This is a genomic window from Pseudonocardia sp. NPDC046786 (assembly GCF_040645415.1).
Classification (GTDB): Bacteria; Actinomycetota; Actinomycetes; order Mycobacteriales; family Pseudonocardiaceae; genus Pseudonocardia; species Pseudonocardia kongjuensis.
In genome coordinates this window covers 228115-251468 of the sequence record NZ_JBEYYF010000002.1, presented here as the reverse complement: position 1 = coordinate 251468, position 23354 = coordinate 228115, and the positions used below count along the sequence as shown (strand labels likewise).

At 75.4% G+C, this 23354-nt stretch carries 22 protein-coding genes; 12 read left to right on the top strand and 10 right to left on the bottom strand.

Going from position 1 to position 23354, the window contains the following annotated elements; genetic code table 11:
• Window positions 1–19: 19 nt before the first annotated feature.
• Window positions 20–685 carry a TetR/AcrR family transcriptional regulator gene (locus ABZ881_RS03150; protein WP_358481396.1) on the bottom strand — a complete coding sequence of 222 codons (666 nt, stop codon included), beginning with the start codon at window positions 683–685 and terminating at the stop codon, window positions 20–22.
• A 124-nt stretch (window positions 686–809) separates the two neighbouring features.
• Here ABZ881_RS03150 and ABZ881_RS03145 point away from each other — a divergent pair, with 124 nt between their 5' ends.
• From ABZ881_RS03145 to ABZ881_RS03120, 6 genes are all read left to right on the top strand, one after another.
• Window positions 810–2036, top strand: a complete 1227-nt coding sequence (locus tag ABZ881_RS03145) for an acetyl-CoA C-acetyltransferase (RefSeq protein ID WP_358481394.1) — start codon at window positions 810–812, stop codon at window positions 2034–2036.
• Window positions 2036–2773, top strand: a complete 738-nt coding sequence (locus ABZ881_RS03140; RefSeq protein WP_358481393.1) for a 3-oxoacyl-ACP reductase family protein — start codon at window positions 2036–2038, stop codon at window positions 2771–2773. Before ABZ881_RS03145 ends, ABZ881_RS03140 begins: the two co-directional genes overlap by 1 nt.
• A gap of 32 nt (window positions 2774–2805) precedes the next feature.
• The gene (locus ABZ881_RS03135) at window positions 2806–4617 is read left to right on the top strand and encodes an acyl-CoA dehydrogenase (RefSeq protein ID WP_358481392.1); all 1812 of its coding nucleotides are present in this window, start codon (window positions 2806–2808) and stop codon (window positions 4615–4617) included.
• A gap of 118 nt (window positions 4618–4735) precedes the next feature.
• Window positions 4736–5476, top strand: coding sequence for a class I SAM-dependent methyltransferase (locus tag ABZ881_RS03130; RefSeq protein ID WP_358481391.1), 741 nt, complete (start codon window positions 4736–4738; stop codon window positions 5474–5476).
• Window positions 5473–6990, top strand: a complete 1518-nt coding sequence (locus ABZ881_RS03125; protein WP_358481390.1) for a glycoside hydrolase family 57 protein — start codon at window positions 5473–5475, stop codon at window positions 6988–6990. The genes ABZ881_RS03130 and ABZ881_RS03125 overlap by 4 nt, the downstream gene beginning before the upstream one ends.
• Before the next feature lie 202 nt (window positions 6991–7192).
• On the top strand, window positions 7193–8437 hold the full coding sequence (locus ABZ881_RS03120) for a glycosyltransferase family 4 protein (protein ID WP_358481389.1): 1245 nt from the start codon (window positions 7193–7195) through the stop codon (window positions 8435–8437).
• 61 nt (window positions 8438–8498) lie between these two features.
• Here ABZ881_RS03120 and ABZ881_RS03115 read toward each other — a convergent pair whose 3' ends face one another.
• The gene (locus ABZ881_RS03115; protein ID WP_358481388.1) at window positions 8499–9206 is read right to left on the bottom strand and encodes an acyltransferase; all 708 of its coding nucleotides are present in this window, start codon (window positions 9204–9206) and stop codon (window positions 8499–8501) included.
• Between the two features lie 76 nt (window positions 9207–9282).
• Between ABZ881_RS03115 and ABZ881_RS03110 the strand changes: the two genes are divergently transcribed.
• Both ABZ881_RS03110 and ABZ881_RS03105 read left to right on the top strand, forming a co-directional pair.
• Window positions 9283–9501, top strand: coding sequence for a hypothetical protein (locus ABZ881_RS03110; protein ID WP_358481387.1), 219 nt, complete (start codon window positions 9283–9285; stop codon window positions 9499–9501).
• Window positions 9502–9519: 18 nt separating this feature from the next.
• The gene (locus ABZ881_RS03105; RefSeq protein ID WP_358481386.1) at window positions 9520–10434 is read left to right on the top strand and encodes a nucleoside hydrolase; all 915 of its coding nucleotides are present in this window, start codon (window positions 9520–9522) and stop codon (window positions 10432–10434) included.
• A 110-nt stretch (window positions 10435–10544) separates the two neighbouring features.
• On the opposite strand, the gene ABZ881_RS03100 is transcribed toward ABZ881_RS03105, so the two are convergent.
• From ABZ881_RS03100 to ABZ881_RS03070, 7 genes are all read right to left on the bottom strand, one after another.
• Window positions 10545–11165, bottom strand: a complete 621-nt coding sequence (locus ABZ881_RS03100; RefSeq protein WP_358481385.1) for a response regulator transcription factor — start codon at window positions 11163–11165, stop codon at window positions 10545–10547.
• Between the two features lie 99 nt (window positions 11166–11264).
• A complete protein-coding gene (locus ABZ881_RS03095; protein ID WP_358481383.1) occupies window positions 11265–11873 on the bottom strand; it encodes a VTT domain-containing protein in 609 nt (202 codons plus the stop codon).
• Window positions 11874–11955: 82 nt separating this feature from the next.
• On the bottom strand, window positions 11956–12621 hold the full coding sequence (locus tag ABZ881_RS03090) for a response regulator transcription factor (RefSeq protein WP_344030396.1): 666 nt from the start codon (window positions 12619–12621) through the stop codon (window positions 11956–11958).
• Window positions 12618–13802: a DUF5931 domain-containing protein gene (locus ABZ881_RS03085; protein ID WP_358481382.1), complete on the bottom strand. Its 1185-nt coding sequence runs from the start codon at window positions 13800–13802 to the stop codon at window positions 12618–12620. The genes ABZ881_RS03090 and ABZ881_RS03085 overlap by 4 nt, the downstream gene beginning before the upstream one ends.
• Complete coding sequence (locus ABZ881_RS03080) at window positions 13799–14755, bottom strand: methyltransferase domain-containing protein (RefSeq protein ID WP_344030401.1); 957 nt, start codon at window positions 14753–14755, stop codon at window positions 13799–13801. Before ABZ881_RS03080 ends, ABZ881_RS03085 begins: the two co-directional genes overlap by 4 nt.
• Window positions 14756–14979: 224 nt before the next feature.
• Window positions 14980–15759 (bottom strand): enoyl-CoA hydratase/isomerase family protein, encoded by a 780-nt coding sequence (locus ABZ881_RS03075; RefSeq protein ID WP_358481380.1) that lies wholly within the window; start codon window positions 15757–15759, stop codon window positions 14980–14982.
• Window positions 15760–15874: 115 nt separating this feature from the next.
• The gene (locus tag ABZ881_RS03070) at window positions 15875–16645 is read right to left on the bottom strand and encodes an ABC transporter ATP-binding protein (RefSeq protein ID WP_344030465.1); all 771 of its coding nucleotides are present in this window, start codon (window positions 16643–16645) and stop codon (window positions 15875–15877) included.
• Between the two features lie 103 nt (window positions 16646–16748).
• Between ABZ881_RS03070 and glgX the strand changes: the two genes are divergently transcribed.
• From glgX to ABZ881_RS03050, 4 genes are all read left to right on the top strand, one after another.
• Window positions 16749–18770 (top strand): glycogen debranching protein GlgX, encoded by a 2022-nt coding sequence (gene glgX / locus ABZ881_RS03065; protein WP_358481377.1) that lies wholly within the window; start codon window positions 16749–16751, stop codon window positions 18768–18770.
• An 88-nt stretch (window positions 18771–18858) separates the two neighbouring features.
• A complete protein-coding gene (locus ABZ881_RS03060) occupies window positions 18859–19566 on the top strand; it encodes a hypothetical protein (protein ID WP_358481376.1) in 708 nt (235 codons plus the stop codon).
• A 150-nt stretch (window positions 19567–19716) separates the two neighbouring features.
• Window positions 19717–19950: a zinc ribbon domain-containing protein gene (locus ABZ881_RS03055; RefSeq protein ID WP_358481374.1), complete on the top strand. Its 234-nt coding sequence runs from the start codon at window positions 19717–19719 to the stop codon at window positions 19948–19950.
• Window positions 19935–20717 carry a hypothetical protein gene (locus tag ABZ881_RS03050; protein WP_358481372.1) on the top strand — a complete coding sequence of 261 codons (783 nt, stop codon included), beginning with the start codon at window positions 19935–19937 and terminating at the stop codon, window positions 20715–20717. The genes ABZ881_RS03055 and ABZ881_RS03050 overlap by 16 nt, the downstream gene beginning before the upstream one ends.
• A gap of 7 nt (window positions 20718–20724) precedes the next feature.
• Here the strand turns inward: ABZ881_RS03050 and glgP are convergent, their stop codons facing one another.
• A complete protein-coding gene (glgP, locus tag ABZ881_RS03045) occupies window positions 20725–23307 on the bottom strand; it encodes an alpha-glucan family phosphorylase (RefSeq protein ID WP_358481371.1) in 2583 nt (860 codons plus the stop codon).
• Window positions 23308–23354: the final 47 nt, after the last annotated feature.

Genomic DNA, 23354 nt, shown 5'->3' with positions numbered 1-23354 from the left:
CCGCCGGCCCGCGCCGCGGTCAGACCCGGGCGGGCACCAGCATCCGCTCGGCGAGCTCGCAGTAGAGCCGGCCGACCCCGTCCGGGGTGTAGGGGCCGGACGGGGTGAACCAGCGGGCCACGTCGACCCCCAGCGAGAGCACCGCGGTCGCGACGCCCCGCACGTCCGGCCGCTCCGGGTCCACCCCGCCGAACACCTCGGCGACGACCTCCCGGACGATCCGCTCGGTGGCCCGGCGCAGCACCGTCACCTGCTCGCGGTGCTCCGGGCCGAGCGCGGCGAACTCGTACTGCACGACCCGGGCGACGGTGCGCTGCTCGGCGTGCCAGCGGCTGAAGGCGTAGACCAGCGTCCGGAAGGCGTGCCCGGCGGGTTCGGCGGCGGCAGCGGCCCGCACCAGCCCGAGCGCCCGCGCGTGGCCGCGCCTGCTGACCTCGAACAGCACGTCGTCCTTGGACCGGAAGTGCACGTAGAGGGCCGCGGTGCTCAGCCCGGAGCCGGCGGCGATGTGCCGCAGCGTGGTGGCGTGGAAGCCGCGGTCGGCGAACGAGTCGATCGCGGCGACGACGATCGCCCGGGCGGTCGGCGGCAGATCGGACCAGAGATCGTCACCGGCGAGCAGCACGGCACCGGCCGCGGCCGCCCGCCCGGCGTCCCCGGTCACCGGCCCGTCCACCTCGGTCATCCGCACGTCCCCGTCCTGCGCACCGCGTCCCGGTGACGCCCTGCACACCCCATCATCCCCACTTGCCCCGGCGCTCCCCGCACTGGTACTTACTAAGCAATTAGTTACTCGGGAAGGAGCGCCGATGCCCGACGCCGTGATCGTCGCCGCCACCCGCTCGCCGATCGGGCGGGCCCGCAAGGGCTCGCTCGCCGGCGTCCGGCCGGACGACCTGGCCGCCCGCATGGTGCGGGCCGCGCTGGACCGGGTCCCCCAGCTCGATCCCGCCGAGATCGACGACGTGATCCTCGGCTGCGGCCTCCCCGGCGGCGAGCAGGGCGACAACATGGGGCGGATCGTGCCCGTGCTGCTCGGCCTGGACACCGTCCCCGGCACCACGGTCACCCGGTACTGCGCGTCGTCGGTGCAGAGCACCCGGATGGCGATGCACGCCATCCGGGCCGGCGAGGGCGACGTGTTCGTCTCGGCCGGGGTGGAGACCGTCTCCCGCTACGACCGCGGCACCTCCGACTCCTGGCCCGGCACGCACAACCCGCTGTTCGCCGGCGCCGAGCAGCGCACCGCCGAGGTGGCCGCCACCGGCGCCGCGGGGTGGACCGATCCGCGCGCCGCCGGGGAGCTGCCGGACGTCTACATCGCGATGGGCCAGACCGCGGAGAACCTCGCGCTCGCCGAGGGCGTCACCCGCGAGGAGATGGACCGGTTCGCCGTCCGCTCGCAGAACCTCGCCGAGGCCGCGATCGGCGACGGCTTCCACGCCCGCGAGATCACCCCGGTCACCCTCGACGACGGCACGGTCGTCGACACCGACGACGGCCCGCGCGCCGGGGTCACCTACGACGCCGTGGCCGGGCTGAAGCCGGTGTTCCGGCCGGACGGGCGGGTCACCGCCGGCAACTGCTGCCCGCTCAACGACGGCGCCGCCGCACTCGTCGTCATGTCCGACACCCGGGCCCGGGACCTCGGCATCACCCCGCTGGCCCGGGTCGTCGCCACCGGTGTCTCCGGGCTCTCCCCGGAGATCATGGGGCTGGGGCCGGTCGAGGCGTCCCGGCAGGCGCTCGCCAGGGCCGGCATGACGATCGACGACGTCGATCTCGTCGAGATCAACGAGGCGTTCGCCGCGCAGGTCGTCCCGTCCGCCCGGCACCTGGGGATCGACCCGTTCGGTGACACGCTCAACGTGCACGGCGGCGCCATCGCCCTCGGCCACCCGTTCGGCATGACCGGCGCCCGGATCACCACCACCCTGCTGAACGGCCTGCGCGCCCGGGACGCGAGCATCGGCCTGGAGACCATGTGCGTCGGCGGCGGGCAGGGCATGGCGATCATCCTGGAGAGGCTGTCCTGATGGCGAACCTGACCTTCGACTTCACCGGCCGCTCGGTCGTCGTCACCGGGGCGGCGCGCGGCGTCGGCCGGGCGATCGCCGAGCGCTTCACCGGCGCCGGGGCGAGCGTGTTCCTGGTCGACTTCGACGCCGACGCGGTCGCCGCCACGGCCGCCGAGCTGGGTGCGACCGGCATCGCGGCGGACGTGTCGGACACCGCGGCGGTGACCGCCGTCGTCGACCGGGTGGTGACCGACACCGGCCGGCTCGACGTGCTCGTCAACAACGCCGGGGTGCTGCGCGACGGCGTGCTCTGGAAGCTGACCGACGACGACTACGAGACCGTCATGGCGGTGCACGCCGGCGGCACCTTCCGGTTCACCCGGGCCGCGGTGCCGCGGTTCCGGGCGCAGGGCTCCGGCCGGGTGGTGAACGTGACCTCCTACACCGGGCTGCACGGCAACGTCGGCCAGTCCAACTACGCGATGGCCAAGGCCGGGATCATCGGCTTCACCCGCACCGCGGCGAAGGAGCTGGCCCGGTTCGGGGTCACCGTCAATGCGATCTCGCCGAACGCACGCACCCGGATGGTCGAGTCGATCCCGCAGGCCAAGCTGGACGAGCTGGCCGCGCAGATCCCGATGGGCCGGTTCGCCGAGCCCTCCGAGATGGCCGACGCGGTCGCCTTCCTGGCCTCCGACGAGGCCGCCTACGTCACCGGCGTCGTGCTGCCGGTCGACGGCGGACTGTCCATCTGAGCCCGCGGCCCCACCGAACCGAAGGAGATCCGGTGCCCGGATCATCGCAGCTGCTCTCGCGTTCCGACCTGGACTTCCTGCTCCACGACTGGCTCGACGCCGGATCGCTCACCGCCCGGGAACGCTTCGCCGAGCACTCCCGGGAGACCTTCGACGCTGTCCTCGACGTGTGCGCCGAGATCGCCGCCGAGCGGTTCGCCCCGCACAACAAGCGCAACGACACCGAGGAGCCCCGGTTCGATCCGGCGGGCGGCGGCCGGGCGGTGCTGCACGACGAGGTCCGCCCGGCGCTCGACGCGCTCGCCGGGACCGGACTGCTCGCCGCGACCGCGGACGCCGGGGTCGGCGGGCTGCAGCTGCCGCACGTGGTGCGCTCGGCGTGCGTGGCCTGGTTCGCCGCGGCGAACATCGCCACCTGGGCCTACGCCTTCCTCACCGCGGCGAACGCGAACCTGCTGCTCGCGCACGGCTCGCCGGAACAGATCGAGACCTGGGTCCGGCCGATGCTCGAGGGCCGCTTCCACGGCACCATGTGCCTGTCCGAGACCCAGGCCGGGTCGTCGCTGGCCGACGTCACCACCCGGGCCGAGCCGCAGGACGACGGCAGCTACCGGCTCACCGGCACCAAGATGTGGATCTCCGGCGGTGACCACGAGCTGGGCGAGAACATCGTCCACCTGGTGCTGGCGAAGATCCCCGGCGGACCGGCCGGGGTGAAGGGCATCTCGCTGTTCGTCGTGCCCAAGTTCCTGGTCGGCGACGACGGCACCCCCGGCGAGCGCAACGACGTCGTGCTGGCCGGGCTGAACCACAAGATGGGCTACCGGGGCACCACGAACGCGGTGCTGAACCTCGGCGAGGGCGGCCACACCCCCGGCGGGGCACCCGGCGCCGTCGGCTACCTGGTCGGCGAGCCGCACCGGGGCCTGTCCTACATGTTCCACATGATGAACGAGGCCCGGATCGGGGTCGGCGCAGGCGCCGCGGCGCTCGGCTACACCGCGTACCTCAAGTCGCTGGCCTACGCCCGCAGCCGCCCGCAGGGACGCCCGGTCGCCGGCCGGGACCCTGGCCTTCCGCAGGTGCCGATCGCCGAGCACGCCGACGTGCGCCGGATGCTGCTGGCGCAGAAGTCCTACGCCGAGGGCGCGCTCGCGCTCGTCCTCTACTGCGGGCTGCTGCTCGACGAGCAGGAGACCGATCCCGACCCGGCCGGGCGGGACCGGGCGGGGCTGCTGCTCGACATCCTCACCCCGGTCGCGAAGAGCTGGCCGTCGCAGTGGTGCCTGGCCGGCAACGATCTCGCCATCCAGGTGCTCGGCGGCTACGGCTACACCCGCGAGTACGACGTCGAGCAGCACTACCGGGACAACCGGCTCAACCCGATCCACGAGGGCACCCACGGCATCCAGGGCATCGACCTGCTCGGCAGGCGCACCGCCGCCCGCGACGGCGCCGGGCTCGACGCGCTGGACGGGCTGATCGCCGGGACGGTCGCCCGGGCCCGCGCCGGCGGCGCCGAGGCGAAGGAGTACGCCGAGGACCTCGACGCCGCCCGGGCCCGGCTGGTCGGGGTGACCCGGGCACTGCACGCCGAACCGGACGTCACCGCCCGGCTGGCGAACGCTTCGATCCACCTGGAGGCGACCGGGCACGTCGTCCTGGCCTGGATCTGGCTGGAGCAGCTGCTCGCCGCCGGCGACCGGGCCGACGACCTGGGCCACGGCAAGCGGGCCGCCGCCCGCTACTTCTTCCGCTACGAGCTGCCCCGCACCGGGCCGCAGTTCGACCTGCTCGCCGCCGTCGACCGCACCACCACAGATCTCGACCCGTCCTGGCTGTAGACGACCCGTCGAGCGTTGCGAGATGGCTGCCGGCACCACCATCTCGCAACGCTCGACGTCCGACCCGGCCGGTGCCCCGGTGTGGGTGGCGCCCGCCGCGGCGTGATGGAGTCGGCGGGTGACCAGCAGCCTGCCCCTCACCGGTGAGCGGACCGTCCCCGGGATCGCCGTCGAGAACTACTGGTTCCGGCGGCACGAGATCGTCTACACGGCGATCGCGGACCGCTGCACCGGCGCCGTCGTGCTGGAGGCCGGCTGCGGCGAGGGCTACGGCGCGGACCTGCTCGCCGGGACGGCACGCCGGGTGCTCGCGCTGGACTACGACGCCGCGACCGTCGCGCACGTCCGCGCCCGCTATCCCCGGGTGGCGGTGTCCCGGGCCAACCTGGTGGCGCTACCGGTCCCGGACGGCTCGATCGACGTCGTGGTGTCGTTGCAGGTCATCGAGCACCTGTGGGCGCAGGAGCGGTTCCTGCGCGAGTGCCGGCGGGTGCTGCGGCCGGGCGGGACGCTGCTGGTGTCGACGCCGAACCGGATCACCTTCTCCCCCGGCCGGGACACCCCGCTCAACCCGTTCCACACCCGCGAGCTGGACCCGGCAGAGCTGGCCGGGCTGGTCGTCGACGCCGGGTTCGACGACGTCGTCGTCCACGGGCTGCACCACGGCCCCCGGCTGCGCGCGGCCGACGCCCGGCACGGCGGGCTGATCGAGGCGCAGACCCGGCTGGCGCTGTCCGGCGAGCCGTGGCCCGCCGCTCTCGCCGCCGACGTCGCGGCCGTGCGCAGCACCGACTTCGAGCTGCGCACCGACGACCTCGACGCCTCCCTGGACCTGCTCGTCGCGGCGGTCCGCCGGTGACCCCGGTCGGCACCTTCTGCCTGGTCCTGCACTCGCACCTGCCGCTGCTGGCCCGGCACGGGCGCTGGCCCGTCGGCGAGGAGTGGCTGTACCAGTCGTGGGCGCAGTCCTACCTGCCGGTCGTGGCGACCCTGCGCGAGCTCGCCGCGGAGGGTCGCGGCCAGCTCGCCACGCTCGGGATCACCCCGGTGCTGGCGGCGCAGCTCGACGACCCGTACTGCCTGCGCGGCGTGCACGACTGGCTCGGCGGGTGGACGCTGCGCGCGCACTCGGCGGCCGGGCGGCTGCCCGATCTCGCCGCGCACGAGCACCGGGTGTCCACCGCGGCCACCGCGGAGTTCGAGGCGCACTGGCGGCACGGCGGGTCGCCGGTGCTGCGGGCGCTGGGCGACTCCGGCGCCGTCGAGCTGCTGGGCGGGCCGGCCGCGCACCCGTTCCAGCCGCTGCTGCGCCCCCGGGTGCGGGCCTTCTCACTGCGCGCCGGGCTGGCCGACCACGCGCTGCGGCTCGGTGGACGACCGGCCGGGATCTGGGCACCCGAGTGCGGCTACGCACCCGGGATGGAGGACGACTACGCCTCCGCCGGGGTGCGACGCTTCCTGGTGGACGGCCCCGCGCTGCGCGGCGACACCGCGCTCGCCCGGCCGGTCGGCGGCTCCGACGTGCTGTGCGTCGGGCGCGACCTCGACATCACCTACCGGGTCTGGTCGCCGCGCCGCGGCTACCCCGGTTCGCCGGAGTACCGCGACTTCCACACCTGGGACCACCTGTCCGGGCTGAAGCCGGCCCGGGTGACCGGCCGCCGGGTGCCGCCGGAGCGCAAGAAGCCGTACTCGCCGGCACTCGCCGCGCAGGCCGTGCAGCGCGACGCCCGGGACTTCGTCGACACCGTGGTCGCCCGGCTGCGGTCGCTGCGAGCATCGACCGGTCGGCCGGCGCTGACCGTCGCCGCGTTCGACACCGAACTGTTCGGGCACTGGTGGCACGAGGGCCCGGACTGGCTGGCGGCGGTGCTGCGGCTGCTGCCCGAGGCGGGCGTCGACGTCCGGACCCTCGGCGGGGCGATCGACGACGGCCTGGTCGGCGACCCCGTCACCCTGCCCGAGTGCTCGTGGGGCTCCGGCAAGGACTGGCGGGTGTGGGCCGGGCCGCAGGTGTCGGACCTGGTGGCGCTGGGCGACGACGTCCAGCACGACCTGCTGGCCGGGCTGGACACCGTGTGGCCGGAGACCGGGCCGATGCTGCGCCCCGACGTCCGGGACCCGCTGGCCGATCTGCTCGTCGACCAGGCGCTGCACGCGCTGTCCAGCGACTGGGCGTTCATGGTCACCAAGGACTCGGCCGCCGGTTACGCCCGCTCCCGCGCCGCGACGCACGCCGGCCGGGTCGCCGAGCTGTCGGCGCTGTTGCGGCAGGGGCGGCGGCGCGCCGCCGAGCGACGGACCGAGCGGTGGACCGACGTGCCGGTGCCGACCTTCGGGCACGTCGACGCCCGGGACATCGCCGGTCCCTGATCCGTTCCCGGGCGCCGGGGTGTGCCTCGCGCGGGCACGCTCCCGCCCGGGCCAGACGCCGCGCCCCCGGCCCCGCATCGCACCCCTACCGCCGCATCGCACCCGTTGCAGACGGTGCCTCGGCCGAGCCGGGGTGCGCGGACCGGCGCGCGCCTCGTACCCGGGGGGTAACCGCCGGTACGGCGTTTGCCAGGATCTCCTGATGCGGGTGCTGATGGTCAGCTGGGAGTTCCCGCCGGTCGTGGTCGGCGGGCTGGGCCGGCACGTGCACGCGCTGTCCCGGGAGCTCGCCGCCGCCGGACACGACGTCGTCGTCCTGTCCCGGGCACCCGCGGGCACCGACGCGGGCACCCATCCGAGCAGCGACGGGACCGTCGACGGCGTCCGGGTGCTGCGCGTCGCGGAGGACCCGCCGCATCTCGAGTTCGGCACCGACATGGTGGCCTGGACCCTCGCGATGGGGCACGGCCTGCTCCGGCACGCGCTGACCTCGTTGCTGCCGGGCTGGCGTCCGGACGTCGTGCACGCCCACGACTGGCTGGTGGCGCACCCGGCGATCGCGCTCGCCGACGTGCTGGGCGTGCCACTGGTCGCGACGCTGCACGCCACCGAGGCCGGCCGGCACTCGGGCTGGCTCCCCGGGCCGCTGAACCGGCAGGTGCACTCCACCGAGTGGTGGCTGGCGCAGCGCGCCGACGAGGTGATCACCTGCTCGTCCGCGATGCGCGCCGAGGTGTCCGCCCTGCACGACCTCGACGCCAGCACGATCCACGTGGTGCACAACGGCATCGACCTGCGCCGCTGGCGCTCCCGGGCCACCGCGCCGGCACCCGCCGGGGCCGGTCCACGGCTGGTCTACTTCGGCCGCCTGGAGTACGAGAAGGGCGTGCAGGACCTGATCGCCGCCCTCCCCCGGATCCGGCGCAGGCATCCCGGGACCCGGCTGCTCGTCGCCGGCACCGGCACCCAGCAGGAGATGCTCGGGTCGCGGGTCGCCGAGCACCGGGTCCGGCGCTCGGTCGAGTTCCTCGGCCACCTCCCCGACGCCGAGCTCACCGCCCTGCTCCGGGCCGCCGACGCCGTGGTGCTCCCGAGCCGCTACGAGCCGTTCGGGATCGTCGCGCTGGAGGCCGCGGCGGTCGGGGCCACGCTGGTCGCGTCGACCGCGGGCGGGCTCGGCGAGGTCGTCCGGGACGGCGAGACGGGGCTCGGCTTCGAACCGGGCGACGTCCCGGGGATCGCCGACGCCGTCGACCGCGCGCTGTCCGACCCGCGCGCCGCGCGACGCCGGGCCCGGGCGGCCAGGGCCCGGCTGCGCACCGACTTCGCCTGGCCGACGATCGCCGCCCGCACCGCGGAGATCTACGCCGCGGCCCGCCCCGGCCCGCCGCAGAACCTCCCCCGCCCGAAGATCCCCACCGGGAACCTCTTCGACCGCACCTCCTGACCCGCCGCGCCGCCATACACCGCACCCCGGCCTGGCTCGGGGCGGGGCGGGGCGGGGCGGGTCAGGCCCCGTCGAGCCGGGTCCGCAGGGCCCGGTCGGCCTTGCGGGCCATGTCGGCGACCGCGGCACGTTCGGCGGCGGCGGCGGCGTAGTCGGCGCGCCGGTCGCGCACCACCCGGGCCGGCGTGCCGACGGCGATCGTGTCGGCCGGGATCTCCCCGCGTGCGACGGCGTGCGCGCCCAGCACCACGCCGGAGCCGATCCGGGTGCCGCGCAGCACCGACGTCTTCACGCCGAGCCAGCAGCCCTCGCCGATCCGGACCGGCGCCTTGACGATGCCCTGGTCCTTGATGGGCCGGTGCACGTCCTCGGTGCGGTGGTCGAAGTCGGTCACGTACACCCAGTCCGCGACCAGGGTGGCCGCCCCGACCTCGACGTCGAGATAGCAGTTGAGGGTGTTGTTCCGGCCGAAGACGACCTTGTCGCCGATCCGCATGGAGCCCTCGTGGCAGCGCAGCGCGGTGCCGTCGCCGATGTGCACCCAGCGGCCGATCTCCAGGCGACCGAAGCCGGGCCGGGCCTCGATCGTCACCCCCTTGCCGAGGAACACCATGCCGCGCAGCACGACGTGCGGCTGCCGGATGCGCAGCACCAGCAGCCGCCAGTAGCGCAGCAGGTACCACGGGGTGAAAGCCCGGTGGCGCAGGATCCAGCGCAGCGAGGTGAGCGTGAACAGCCGGGCCTGCTCCGGATCGTCCTGCGGTCGCACAGGTCCGACCCTAGGGGTGTGCCGGCCGGTCGCGGCGGGTACCTCCACCGGTACCCCGACGATCGGAGCGAGACACGTGGACGACAGGAGAGAACCGGACGACGGCACCGACGTCGGCACCGGCGAGCTGACCTCCGGCGACGGGGCGGGCGCCGCGGGCGCCGGCACGGCCCGCGACCGCGACCATGCGGGCAACCCGCGCTCCGCGGCGGGCACCGACGACGCGGGCGCCACCGAGGCCGCGGCCCGCGAGCTGGCCGAGGAGAACGAGGACGAGCCGACTCGCAGCGAGTGAGCCCCTAGGCTCATCCGGGTGCCCCGCCCCTTGATCATCGATACCGATCCCGGCGTGGACGACGCCGTCGCGATCGTCCTGGCCCTGCGCAGCCCGGAGGTGGAGGTCCGCGCCGTCGTCGCGTCCTACGGCAACGTCGGGCTGGACCGGACACTGCCGAACGCGGGCCGGTTGCTCACGCTGGCCGGGCGGCCGGACGTGCCGCTCGGCACCGGCGCGGACCGGCCGCTGGTGCACCGGCTGGAGCAGCGGGCCACGCACGTGCACGGCCTCGACGGGCTGGGCGGCCGGGCCGCGCACCTGCCGGACCCGGTCGGCCCGGTGCCCGGCTCCGGGATCGCGCTGATGGCCCGGGTGCTGCAGGAGGCGACCGAGCCGGTGACGATCGCCGCGATCGGGCCGCTGACCGACACCGCGCTGCTGCTGGCCACCCACCCGGAGCTGGCGGAGCGGATCGGCCGGATCGTCGTCATGGGCGGCGCGATCGGCGCCGGTAACGTCACCGGCGCCGCCGAGTTCAACGTGCACGCCGATCCGGAGGCGGCGCACCGGGTGTTCACCCAGGCCGAGGTGCCGGTGGCGCTGGTCCCGCTGGGGACGACGCTGGCCTGCTCGGCCGGCCCGGACTGGGTGGCCGCGCTGGCCGCGGCAGACCCGGCCTGCGCCGAGCTGGCCGCGATGCTCGGCGGCTACCTGGACCGGACCGGCAGCGACGCCGTCGCGCTGCACGACGCGATCGCGCTGCTGGACTGCGTCGCCCCCGGCTCGCTCACCGCGGAGCCGGTCGGGCTGGCCGTCGACACCGGGTTCGGCCCGGCCCGCGGGGCCACCGTCCCGGACCATGGGCCCGGGCCGGCGGCCGCGGTGGACGTGCTGTCCGCGCCGGACGTCCCGGCGGTGCTGGGCGCCGCGCTGGACCGGCTGCGCGGGTGAGCCGGCCGGTCAGGAACCGGCGGCGCAGCCGGGAGCCCAGCCCGTCGGCGGCGACCACCAGGTGCCCGGAGTCGGACCGGCCCGCGCCGGTGGAGTGACACCGGCCGGCGCTACGCCAGGCCGTGCTCGATCGCGTACCGGACCAGCGCCCCGCGGCCGGGCACGTCGAGCTTGCGCAGCAACCGCTGCACGTGGTTCTCCACGGTGCGCGGCGAGAGCACCAGCCGGGCGGCGATCTGCCGCGCGGTGAGGCCCTCGACCACCAGCCGCAGCACCTCGGACTCGCGCGGGCTCAGCTCGGGCACCGGCCGGACCGGCGTCACCACCGACTCCAGCACGACCGCGGCCAGGCCCGGTGAGAACGCCGGCCGCCCGGCCAGCGCGGCCCGGGCGAGCGGGGCCAGCTCGGCCGGGTCGTCGGTGGTCGCGACGCCGGTGGCGCCCGCCCGGACGGCGTCGAGGACCAGCTCGTGGTCCGCCCCCGGCGCCGCGACGGCCAGCACCGGGACGACCGGGACGCGCGCGACGACCGCCTCGACCGCGGCCAGTCCCGGATCGCGGGCGGAGGCCAGGTCGACGATCACCAGGGCCGGCCGGAGCCGGACGACGGCGGCCGCCACCGCCTCCGCGGGGCCGGCCGCGGTGCGGCCCAGCACCGGCCATCCGCCGGGCACCGGTGGGTCGCCCACCAGCACGGAACCGGCCGGCCACGCGTCGGTGTCGTGCAGCACCCGTCGTTCCCCGTTCCACCCGATTCGGCCGGACGGCTCAGCTTGCCATGATCCGTTCGAGTGACGACGGCTCTCCCGGCATCCGGACGGCCGCTCCCGTCAGGCGGGAGCGAGGGCGCGCCTGCGGTAGCGCAGCACGCGCCGCGCGGCGCCCGCGGTGCCGCCGACGAGCAGCGCGAGCAGCAGCCCGGCGAGCATCGACAGCAGCGGGTCGCCGTGCGTGAACGGGCCGACCAGCACCCCGATGCCGGTCATCCAGCTGCACCAGACCAGCGAGCTGGCCACCGTCGCCGGGACGAAGGCGCGCAGTGGCAGCCGGACCCGGCCGGCCGCCGTCACGCTCGCCAGCCGGCCGCCGGGCAGCAGCCGGGTCGCGACCAGCGCGACGATCGGACGGCGGTGCAGGTGCCTGCGCACCCAGGCGCCGATGCCGGCGTCCCGCCGGACGCCGGCCACCGCCCGGTTCGACGACCGGCCCGCGCCGTAGAGCAGCGCGTCGCCGACCAGCGACCCGACCAGTGCCGCACCGAACAGCGCGACGATCCGCCAGCGGTCGCCGTCGGCGAGCGCCGACGCCGTCGCGCTGAACAGCACCGGCTCGCTGGGCACCAGCGGCAGCGGCCCGTCGCAGACGACGGCCAGCGCGAGCAGCGGGAGCAGCCACGGGCTGTCCAGCAGGTACCCGATCAGCGTGGTCGGGTCGGTCACGGAGGATCTCCTGCCGGGGGCGACGGGCGGACCGGGCCGAGTCTGCCGGTCGCCGTGACCCGATCGTGACCCGGGTGCCCGGTCAGTCGGCCAGCCCCTGCTCGATCGCGTAGCGGACCAGCTGGCTGCGGTTGTGCAGTTGCAGCTTCCGCAGCGTGTTCTGCACGTGGCTCTCCACCGTGCGGTGCGACACGACCAGCTTCGCCGCGATCTGCTTGGCCGTCAGCCCCTTCGCGACCAGCCGCAGCACCTCGGTCTCCCGCTCGGTCAGCGCGGGCACCGCGGGCGAGCCGTCGGCCGGCCGGGGGGACTCCGCGAGCCGCCGGTACTCGCCGAGCACCAGGCCGGCCAGGCCGGGCGTGAACACGGCGACACCGCGCGCGGTCCGCCGGATCGCCTCCAGCAGCTCGTCCACCCCGGCGGACTTCACCAGGTAGCCCAGCGCACCCGCCTTCACCGCCTCGAGGACGTCGGCGTGCTCGCCGGACGCCGAGAGCACCAGCACCCGGCTGTCCGGGCTCTTCTGCGCGATCTCGGCGATCGCGTCGACCCCGGAGGTGGAGCCCAGGTTCAGGTCCATCAGCACCACGTCCGGCCGGACCGCGGTGGCGATCCGGACCGCGGCGGGCGCGTCCGGGGCGGTGGCGACCACGTCCAGCCCGCGTTCGGCGAGATCGCGGGCGACCCCCTCCCGCCAGATCGGATGGTCGTCGACGACCATCACCCGGATCGGTGTCTCCTCGCTCATGCGTCCCCCCTGTCCAGCCGGATGACCCATTCAGTACCGAGTTCCGGCCCGGTGTCCAGGGTCAGCGTGCCGCCGAGGTCCTCCACCCGGCCGCGGATCGAACGCGCGACGCCGAGCCTGCCCTGCGCCTGCGCCTGCGCGAGCCGGCCGTCCGGGATGCCGGGGCCGTCGTCACGGACGCTGATCTCCAGCGCGCCGGGCAGCTCCTCCAGCAGCACCCAGGCGCGCGCGGCCGGGCCGGCGTGCACCGCGACGTTGGCCAGCGCCGCGCGTACCGCACCCTCCAGCTCGTCGACGACCGGCGCGTCCAGCTCCACCGGGCGGCCGGGCGCCGACACGGTGACCCGGTCCGAGGCGAGGATCCGCAGCGCCGCGGCGAGATCGCGGCGGCCGCGCGCGTCGGTGGTGCCGGGCCCGGTCAGCAGCGCCCGCAGCGCGGTCTCCTGCTCCCCGGCGAGCACGCCCAGCTCGGTCGCGCCGCCGCCCAGCTCGGCGCCGCGCCGCTGCACGTGCGCCAGCACCTGCAGGACGCCGTCGTGGATGGACCGGGTGAGCCGCTCGCGTTCGGCGGCGGCGGCCTGCTCGGCGGTGAGCCGGCGCAGGCGGGCCGCGGTGCGCTCCAGCACGTGCGTTGCGAACCCGACGGTCAGCCCGGCCAGCACCAGCAGCTGGATGTCCCCCAGCTCCAGCGAGCCGAACCGCTCCTTGGACAGCACCAGCGCCACCGAGATCACCGCGGCGGCGCCGATCCCGCCGCGGATCCGGAACGCGACGGCGCAGGCCAGCACCGCGCCGGAGGTCCAGATCGAGCCCATCCCGGGGCCGCCGGAGTCGAGCAGCGACTCGCTGACGACCCACGGCGTGGTCGCCATCACCGCCACGCAGACGGCGAGATCGGCGAGCGCGAGCCGGCCGCGGTGGTCCGGCGCGCCGGGCAGGCCGCCGAGGTAGCCCCAGGAGGTGACGGCCGTCCACAGGGTCATCGCGACCAGCACGCCGACGGCCGCCGACGGCCGCTCGTAGCCGGTGCGCAGGTGGTAGGCGGTCACCCCGATCACGGTGACCAGGGTCAGCAGCCGGTAGGCGATGATGCCGCGCCAGAACGGTTCGAGCGGATGCTCCACGTCGACCAGGGTCGCGCCCTGGGCGCGCGAGCGGGCCCGTTCCGGAAGGCTGCTCATCGCGGTGCGGTGCCGGTGATCAGCGCGTTGTAGAACCAGCGGCGCGGCACCACCCGGGACAGCAGGTGCTCGTCCACCCAGGACAGCCGCTGCCAGCCGTGATAGGCGAACATCGCCCAGTTCCAGCCCAGCTTCCCGGGCGGGACGGCGGCCTCGAAGGTGCGCACCGGCCAGCCGAGCATCGCCGCGCTGAACTCCTCGGTGCTCGCCCGGACGCCCTCGGCGCCGGCCCGTCGGGCGGTGCGCTCCAGGTCGTCCGGGTCGAAGGTGTGGATGTCGACGACCGACTCGAGTGCGGCCGCCCGGGACGACTCGTCCAGCTCGGCCTGCGGGCGGCGCCAGCCCTGCAGCGGCGGCAGCTTCGTGATGGTGGTGGTGGCCTTCCAGGTCCACTGGCCGAGGGTGCGGGCGTAGGCGTCGCCGACGGTGGTCGGCTCCCCGGCGAAGACGAACCGGCCGCCCGGTTCCAGCACCCGCAGCACCTCGCGCAGCGCGGCCTCGACGTCCGGGATGTGGTGCAGCACGGCGTGCCCGACGACCAGGTCGAAGCTGTCGTCCGGGAACGGGATGTGCTCGCCGTCGACGACCCGGCCCTCGACGTCGAGCCCGAGGTGCTCGGCGTTGCGGGTGGCCGCGCCGACCATGCCCGGCGACAGGTCGGTGACGACGCCCCGCTCGGCGACCCCGGCCTGCATCAGGTTGAGCAGGAAGAACCCGGTTCCGCTGCCCAGCTCCAGGGCCCGCAGGTAAGGGCGGCCGTCCCACGGTGCGGCGGCCCGGAACCGGCCGACGGCGTAGTCGATGCAGCGTTCGTCGTAGCTGATCGACCACTTCTCGTCGTAGGTGCCCGCCTCCCAGTCGTGGTAGAGCACGTTGGCGAGTTTCGGGTCGTGCCAGGCCGCCTCGACCTGCTCGGCGGTGGCGTGCGGGGTGGGCGCCGGGTCCGAACTCATGAGTAGGAGTCTTGCAGAGTCGACCGGCCGAAACCGTCGGTGGGCTCGGTCATGGCGCAACCACGAGCGCCCTGCCGGACCAGGTGAGCGGGCCCACCGCTACCCGACGACCCCGGAGCCCGAGCTCGACGGCCGAGCGGGACCGGCTCGTCGCCGACGAGCCGGTCCCGCTCGGCGTCGCGCGGCGCGACCTGCTGCCCGGCTGGGCCCGTGGAGGCAGCGGCCTAGCGTCCGGTGAAGGTCGCCTTGCCCGGACCGTTCTCCACGAAGCTCGCCATGCCGGCCTTCGCGTCCTCGGAGGCGAACACCCCGGCGAACAGCTCCGACTCGATGTCCAGGCCGGTCCGCAGGTCGGTGTCCAGGCCGTTGTCGATGGCCTTCTTCGCGGCCGCGTAGGCAAGCGCCGGGCCGTCCTTGAACTGCGCCGCCCAGGCGAGGGCCTTCGCGTAGACCTCGTCGGCCGGCACGACCTCGTCGACCAGGCCGATCGCCAGCGCCTCCTCGGCGCCGACCATCCGGCCGGTGTAGATCAGGTCCTTGGTGCGCGGGGCGCCGATCAGCCGGGCCGCCCGCTGGGTGCCGCCGCCGCCCGGGAAGATGCCGAGCAGGATCTCCGGGAAGCCGAGCTTCGCGTTCTCGCCGGCGATCCGGCGGTCCGCGCCGAGCACGACCTCCAGGCCGCCGCCGAGCGCGTAGCCGGTCACCGCGGCCACGGTCGGCTTCGGGATCGTCGAGATCGCGCCCAGCCCGGCCGAGAGCCGGCGGGCCTGCGGCGCCATGTCCGCATAGGACATCGACGCCATCTCCTTGACGTCGGCGCCGGCGGCGAAGGTCTTCTCCCCGCCGTAGACGACGACGGCGCGCACGTCGGCGCGGGTGGACGCCTCGTCGGCGACCTCCAGCAGCTCACCCTGGATCTGGCGGTTCAGGGCGTTCATCGGCGGGCGGTCGATCCGGATCGTCCCGACGCCGTCGTCCACGGACAGGCTCACGAATTCGGTCACAGCCCGGACCCTAATCCCCGCGCCGCGCCCGCGCCCCGTCCGCCGAGATGCGCCACAGCGCGACAAGTCGATCTCCGCAGGACACTGCTGCGCATCTCGGCGGTGCGGGCGCGGCTCAGGTCCGGCGGTAGGCGGTGAAGCGGCCGCCCGGGCGGCGTTCGACGGTCAGGTCCAGGCCGAAGGTCTCGCTGAGCGGCGCGTCGGCCATCACGTCGTCGAGCAGCCCGGCCGCCACCACCCGGCCCTCGCGCAGCAGCATCCCGTGCGTGTACCCCGGCGGGATCTCCTCGACGTGGTGGGTGACCAGCACCGACGCCGGCGCGTACGGGTCCTCGGCGAGACCGGCGAGCCGGCCGACCAGGTCCTCGCGCCCGCCCAGGTCCAGGCCGGCGGCGGGCTCGTCGAGCAGCAGCAGCTCCGGATCGGTCATCAGCGCGCGGGCGATCAGGGTGCGCTTGCGCTCGCCCTCGGACAGCGTCCCGTACAGCCGGTCGGCGAGGGCGCCCATCCCGAGCTGCTCCAGCAGCTGGGTCGCGCGGCCGGTGTCCTCGCTCTCGTAGTCCTCGTTCCAGCGGCCCAGCACGCCGTACCCGGCCGACACGACGACATCGGCCACCCGCTCGTCGCCGGGGATCCGGATGCCGAGGTTCGCCGAGGTCAGCCCGATCCGCGGGCGCAGCTCGAACACGTTGACCCGGCCCATCCGCTCGCCGAGCACCTGCACCCGGCCGGACGTCGGGTGCAGCTCGGCCGCCGCGAGCCGGAGCAGGGTGGTCTTGCCGGCGCCGTTCGGGCCCAGCACCACCCATCGTTCGTCGAGCTCGACCCGCCAGTCCACGGCGTCGAGCAGGGTGGCGGCGCCGCGACGGACGGTGGCGCCGTCCATCCCGATCACCAGGTCCTCGGAGTCGATACTCGTTCCGCTGCCGCTGCTCTCGGAATCGATGGGCGTCGTGCCGGGAATGCTCACCCGCCTATCCTGGCCGACCGTGCCTGTCTTCCCGCTCGGTGCCCACCCCGACGACCACGGAACCCGCTTCGCGGTCGCCTCGACCAGCGCGGAGATGGTGGAGGTCTGCCTGATCGACGGCCCCGCCGGGGACGAGGGCGGGCTGACCGAACGGCGGGTCGAGCTGCGCGAGCACACCTTCGGCGTCTGGCACGGGCACGTGCCCGGGGTGCGGCCGGGCCAGCGGTACGGGTTCCGGGCGCACGGGCCGTACCGGCCGTTCGCCGGGCTGCGCAGCAACCCGCACAAGATCCTCGTCGATCCCTACGCCCGGCGGATCACCGGCGCGGTCACCGACGTCGTCGCCGCCCGCGGCTGGCACGGCGACCCGATGACCGGCGGCCCGAGCACCGTCGACTCGCTGGGCAGCGTCCCGCTCTCGGTGGTCGAGTCCACCGCGCCCGGCAGGCGCCCGCCCCGGCCGGACGTCCCCTGGTCGGACACCGTGATCTCGGAGATCCACGTCAAGGGCTGGACGCGGCTGCACCCGGAGGTCCCGGAGGCGCACCGCGGCACCTATCTCGGGCTCGCCCATCCGGCCGTGATCGCGCACCTGCAGCGCACCGGGATCACCGCCGTCGAGCTGTTGCCGGTGCAGGCCAACGCCCCCGAGCCACCGCTGCTGGAGCGCGGGGCGAGCAACTACTGGGGCTACGCCACGCTCGGCTTCCTCGCCCCGCACCCCGGCTACGCCGCCGACCCGGGCAACGAGTGCGCCGAGTTCGCCTACCTGGTCGACACCCTGCACGCCGCCGGGATCGAGGTGATCCTCGACATCGTGCCCAACCACACCTGCGAGGGCGGGGTCGGCGGGACGACGCTGTCCTACCGCGGGCTGGACGCGCCGGCGTACTACTCGCTGGGCGGGTCCGGGCACGACGCCGACATCACCGGCACCGGCAACACCCTCGACGCCGGCTCCCCCACCGTGATCCGGCTGGTCTGCGACGCGATGCGGCACTGGGTGCACGCCTACGGCGTCGACGGCTTCCGGATCGACCTGGCGTCGGTGCTGGGCCGCCCGCGGTCCGGCCCGTTCTCCCCGGACTCCGCCCTGCTCACCGCGATCGCCCAGGACCCGACGCTGTCGGGCTGCAAGCTGATCGCCGAGCCGTGGGACGCCACCGGCGAGGGCTACCGGGTCGGCGGGTTCGGCGTCGCCTGGTCGGAGTGGAACGGCCGCTACCGCGACGCCGTCCGGGACTTCTGGCGCGGGCACGGCGGCGGGGTCGCCGAGCTCGCGTCCCGGCTGACCGGCAGCTCCGACATCTACCGGATGTCCGGGCGCCGGCCGTGGGCCTCGGTCAACTTCGTGACCGCGCACGACGGCTTCACGCTGCGCGATCTCGTCTCCTACGAGCGCAAGCACAACGAGGGCAACGGCGAGCAGAACCGGGACGGCACCGACGACAACCGCTCGCAGAACTTCGGCGTCGAGGGCGAGACCGACGACGCCGGGATCCGGGCCGCCCGGCGGTCCACCGCGCGGGCCCTGATGGCGACCCTACTGCTGTCCATCGGCACCCCGATGATCACCGGTGGGGACGAGCGCTGGCGCACCCAGGGCGGCAACAACAACGCCTACTGCCGCGACGACGAGACGTCCTGGGTGGACTGGACCGCGACCGACGAGACGGCCGCGATGGAGGCGTTCACCGCGAAGGTCACCGCGCTGCGCCGGGAGTCGCCGGTGCTGCACCGCGACCAGTTCTACGTCGACGGCGAGGTGCTCTGGTGGGACCCGTCGGGGCGGCCGATGGAACCACACGACTGGCACGACGGCGGCCGGCTGACCCTCGTCGTGCTGCTCGCCGACTACTGGCTGCTGTGCCTGCACGCCGGCGACGAGCCGGTCGACTGCCTGCTCCCCACCGGGCACGGCTTCGATCCGGTGCTGGACTCCACCACCGACGACGGCGAGCCCGCCGATCCGGCCCCGATCGGCGTCGGCGCGACGATCGTGCTGCCGCCCCGGTCGGTCCGGTTGTTGCGCAGCCACTGAGCCGGATCCCGCCTGCGGCTCCGCCGAACGGCCGTGGTTCACTCGTCCGTGTGACGAGCGCGACGCGTGTCGAAGCGGGGGATCCACGATGAGCGGGGTACACAGCCGGTCGATCCGGACGGTCGGTGTCGGGCTCGCCGCGGTCGCGGCACTGCTCGCGGGCGGGGCGGCCGTGTCCGCCACGCCGCGGATCGACGCGCCGGAGCCGCCCGGCCCGGTCCGGGACCTGGTGCTCGCCCCGGTCGAGGGCGGCGGCGCCCGCGGCACCGGCTTCGAGGCGAGCTGGACCGAGCCGGCCGGGACCGGCGGCGGGATCCGCACCCACTACGTCGTCGAGACGCACGACGCGACCGGCACCCGGCTGCACTCCGCCGCCACCGGCGCCACCACCGCGGGCCCGGTCCGCGGCGACCGCTGCCTCGGCCCGCTGACCTTCTCGGTGCGCGCGGTCACCCAGGACCCGCACGGCGGCGCCCCGCTCACCGGCCCCACCGTGCTCACCGAGTTCGGCAAGGCCGATCCCTGCCCGATCCACATGTCGCTCTCCGCCGAGCAGACCGGCCCGGGGGCGGTGCGGGTCGACGCAGCCCGGGAGCAGCCGGTCGATCCCTACGTCGCCGGGCCGTGCGAGCTGACGGTCGACGGCGCGCCCGCCTGGAGCGGCACCTGCGGCGGCGCCACCGGCTGGAGCACCACCCTCGACGGGCTCGCGCCCGGCACCCACGGGCTGGTGCTCACCACCGTCTCCCCGCGCGGCGAGCAGCACGTCGCGCGCACCTCCGCGACCGTCACCTGACCGCCCGGCGGGTCGTGTTACGCCGGACCGTCCCGACGCGACGAGATCGTCACAGGACCGATGACGATGCGGGGGCGGCGATGGGGGGCACGGGGCACCGGCCGGTTCCGGGGCGTCGCCGCACCGGCGTCCGCGGCGTACGCTGCGCGCATGCCGCGCTACGAGTTCCGCTGCCGCGAGTGCAGCTCGACCTTCGAGGTGGACCGGCCGATGGCCACCGCCTCCGATCCGGCGGCCTGCCCGGCCGGGCACGCGGACACCGTGAAGCTGCTCTCCACCGTCTCGCTCGGTGGGCGTTCGGCCGGCGGCCGGGCCGCGCCGCCACCGGCGATGGCCCCGGCCGGCGGCGGGGGCTGCTGCGGCGGAGGGTGCTGCGGCGGCTGATCCCGCCGCCGCGGACCGGCCCGGTCCTACCGCACCCCGGCCCGGCCGCCCCGCGAACCGACCCGGCCGCCCCGCGAACCGACCCGGCCGCCCCGCGAACCGACCCGGCGGTCCCGCGGACCGACCCGGCCGCCCCGCGCTCCGGCCCGCGGCCGCTACCGGCCCGGGCGGTCGCGCTGCTGCTGGGCGCCCTGCTGCTCACCGCCTGCTCCGGGCTCACCGAACGCACCCCGGAGACCCGCACGGCCACCGCCGCCGGTCCGGGGGCGCCCGTGCTCACCGGCGCCGGCGGCACACCCGCGGCGACCGGACCGGGCACCACCGGCACCGCGGGAGCGGGCACCGCCGCGACACCGGCCGCGACCGACACCTCCGGGGCGGGCCGGTCGGCCGGGGCGGGCGGGTCGGGCGGGTCCGCCGGGCAGACCGGCGGACCGCTGCTCGGCGTCCCGGACCGGCCGAACACCCGCGGCCTCGGCGAGCCCCGGCCCGCGCTGATCGACCTCGGCGGGACCGGCGCGACCGGCGTCGTCCGGGACGTGTCCTGGCAGGACTGGGGCGGCCCGCACGCCACCGGCACCGGGACCGCCAGCTACGCCGCCCCGGGCGCGCCGCTGTCCGCGGCGACACCGCAGCCGACCACGCTGGTCGCCTCCGACCTGGGCGACTGCGGCGGGCGGACCGCCTACCGGGTGCTCACCTGGTACTTCCCGCAGTACGGCGAGGTACCCGGCGCCCGCCCGCCGCTGGACGTCTGCGGCCGCTGACCGGCACTCACCCGGCCAGCACGATCCGGCCCAGCTCCACCGACGACGCCAGCTGCGGGTGCTGCGGCAGCACCCGCACCGTGTAGCCGGTCAGCCCGGCGTGCGGCAGCGGCACCGCGACCTCCCAGCTGCCCTCGCCGCGGTGCTCCATCGCGACGGTGACCGGATCGGCCAGCTCGTCGGCGTCGTCGACCCGGCCGACGACGGCCTCGACCGTCACGTCCGACGGCTCCAGCCCGGCCAGGTCCACCCCGGCGCGCACCGTCATCGGCGACCCGACGACCGGGGTGTCCGGCAGCCCGGACGCGTCCACCCCGGTGACCCGGACGTGGTTCCACGCCTTGTTCAGCCGGGCCCGGTACTGGGCGATGTCGCGGGCCGCGGCGTAGTCGTCGGCCGCGGCGGCCGCCGCGGCCCGGCCGGCCGGGGCGTACCAGTCCTGCACGTACTCCCGCACCATCCGGGTCGCCTGCACCTTGGGCCGCAGGGTGGTCAGCGTGTGCCGCACCATCTCCACCCAGCGCGGCGGGACGCCGTCGACCCGGTCGTAGAAGGCGGGCCCGACCTGGGTGGCGATCAGCTCGTAGAGCGCGTTCGCCTCCAGGTCGTCGCGCCGGGTCGGGTCCTCGACGCCGTCCGCGGTGGGGATCGCCCAGCCGTTGCGGCCGTCGTAGAACTCGTCCCACCAGCCGTCCCGGATGGACAGGTTGAGCCCGCCGTTGAGCGCCGACTTCATGCCGGACGTGCCGCACGCCTCCAGCGGGCGCAGCGGGTTGTTCAGCCAGACGTCGCAGCCCCAGTACAGGTACCGGGCCATCGACATGTCGTAGTCGGGCAGGAACACGATCCGGTGCCGGACTCCGGCGTCGTCGGCGAACCGGACGATCTGCTGGATCAGGGCCTTGCCGCCGTCGTCGGCCGGGTGCGACTTGCCCGCGACGATCAACTGCACCGGCCGGTGCGGGTCGAGCAGCAGGCCGCGCAGCCGCTCCGGATCGCGCAGCATCAGGGTGAGCCGCTTGTAGGTGGGCACCCGGCGGGCGAAGCCGACGGTGAGCACGTCGCGGTCGAAGACGTGATCGGTCCAGCCCAGCTCCGGCTCGGACGCGCCGCGCTCCAGCCAGGCGGCGCGCACCCGCCTGCGGACCTCGTCGACCAGCCGGGAGCGCAGCGTGTTGCGCAGCGCCCACAGGTCGGCGTCGGAGACCTCGGCCGGGGCGGACTCGGGGCCGCCGAGCACCTCGGCGACCTGACCGGCCTCCCAGGTGTTGCCGTGCACGCCGTTGGTGACCGAGCCGATCGGCACCTCGTCGCGGTCGAAGCCGGCCCACAGCCCGCCGAACATCTCCCGGGAGACGATCCCGTGCAGCTTCGAGACGCCGTTGGCGCGCTGGGCCAGCCGCAGGCCCATGTGCGCCATGTTGAACATCCCGTGGTCGGCGCCCGCGGCGTCCTCCTCGGCGCCGAGCGCGAGCACCCGCTCGACCGGCAGACCGGGCAGCAGCCGGTCGGTCAGGTAGTGCCGCACCAGGTCCAGGCCGAACCGGTCGATCCCGGCGGGGACCGGGGTGTGCGTGGTGAACACCGTCCCGGCACGGACCGCGGCCAGCGCCTCGTCGAAGTCCAGCCCGGCGCCGGAGACCGTGGCCGGCGAGCTGGAGGCGGGCCCGGCGCCGTTCGACGCGACCGCCGAGCCGGTGCAGAGCTCCCGGATCCGCTCCAGCCCGAGGAACCCGGCGTGCCCCTCGTTGGTGTGGAACACCTCGGGGGCCGGGTGCCCGGTGGTCCGGCAGAACGCGCGCACCGCGCGGACGCCGCCGACGCCGATCAGGATCTCCTGCTGGATGCGGTGGTTCTGGTCGCCGCCGTAGAGCCGGTCGGTGACCCCGCGCAGGTCCGGCTCGTTCCCCTCGATGTCGGTGTCCAGCAGCAGCAGCGGGACCCGGCCGACCTTCGCCAGCCAGATCCGGGCGCTGAGCACGCGGTCGCCGGGCACGGCGACCTCGACCAGCACCGGCGAGCCGTCGGCGGCGGTGAGCAGCTGCAGCGGCAGGCCCTGCGGGTCGATCGCCGGGTAGTGCTCGAGCTGCCACCCGTCCAGCGACAGCGACTGCCGGAAGTAGCCCGAGCGGTACAGCAGCCCGACCGCGATCAGCGGGACGCCCAGGTCGGACGCCGCCTTGAGGTGGTCGCCGGCCAGCACGCCGAGGCCGCCGGAGTAGTTCGGCAGCACCTCGGAGACGCCGAACTCCATCGAGAAGTAGGCGATCGCGCCGGGCCGGCCCGCCGCGTCCTCCTCCTGGTACCAGCGCGGCTCGTCGAGGTAGCGCCGCAGGTCGGCGTCGAGCTCGGCGACCCGCTCGGTGACCGCGGTGTCCGCGGCGAGCTCGGTGAGCCGGGCGGTCGGGATCTCGCCGAGCAGCCGGACCGGGTCCTGGCCGCAGCCGTCCCAGGCGCGCGGATCCAGCGAGGCGAACAGGTCCCGGGTGGGCGCGTGCCACGTCCACCGCAGGTTCGTGGCCAGCGTCTGCAGCGGCGCGAGCGGACCGGGGAGCTGGGCACGGACGGTGAAACGGCGGAGGGCTCTCACGGCGGCGAGGGTAGCCGGGACCACCGACACGCGTACGCGGCCCGCCC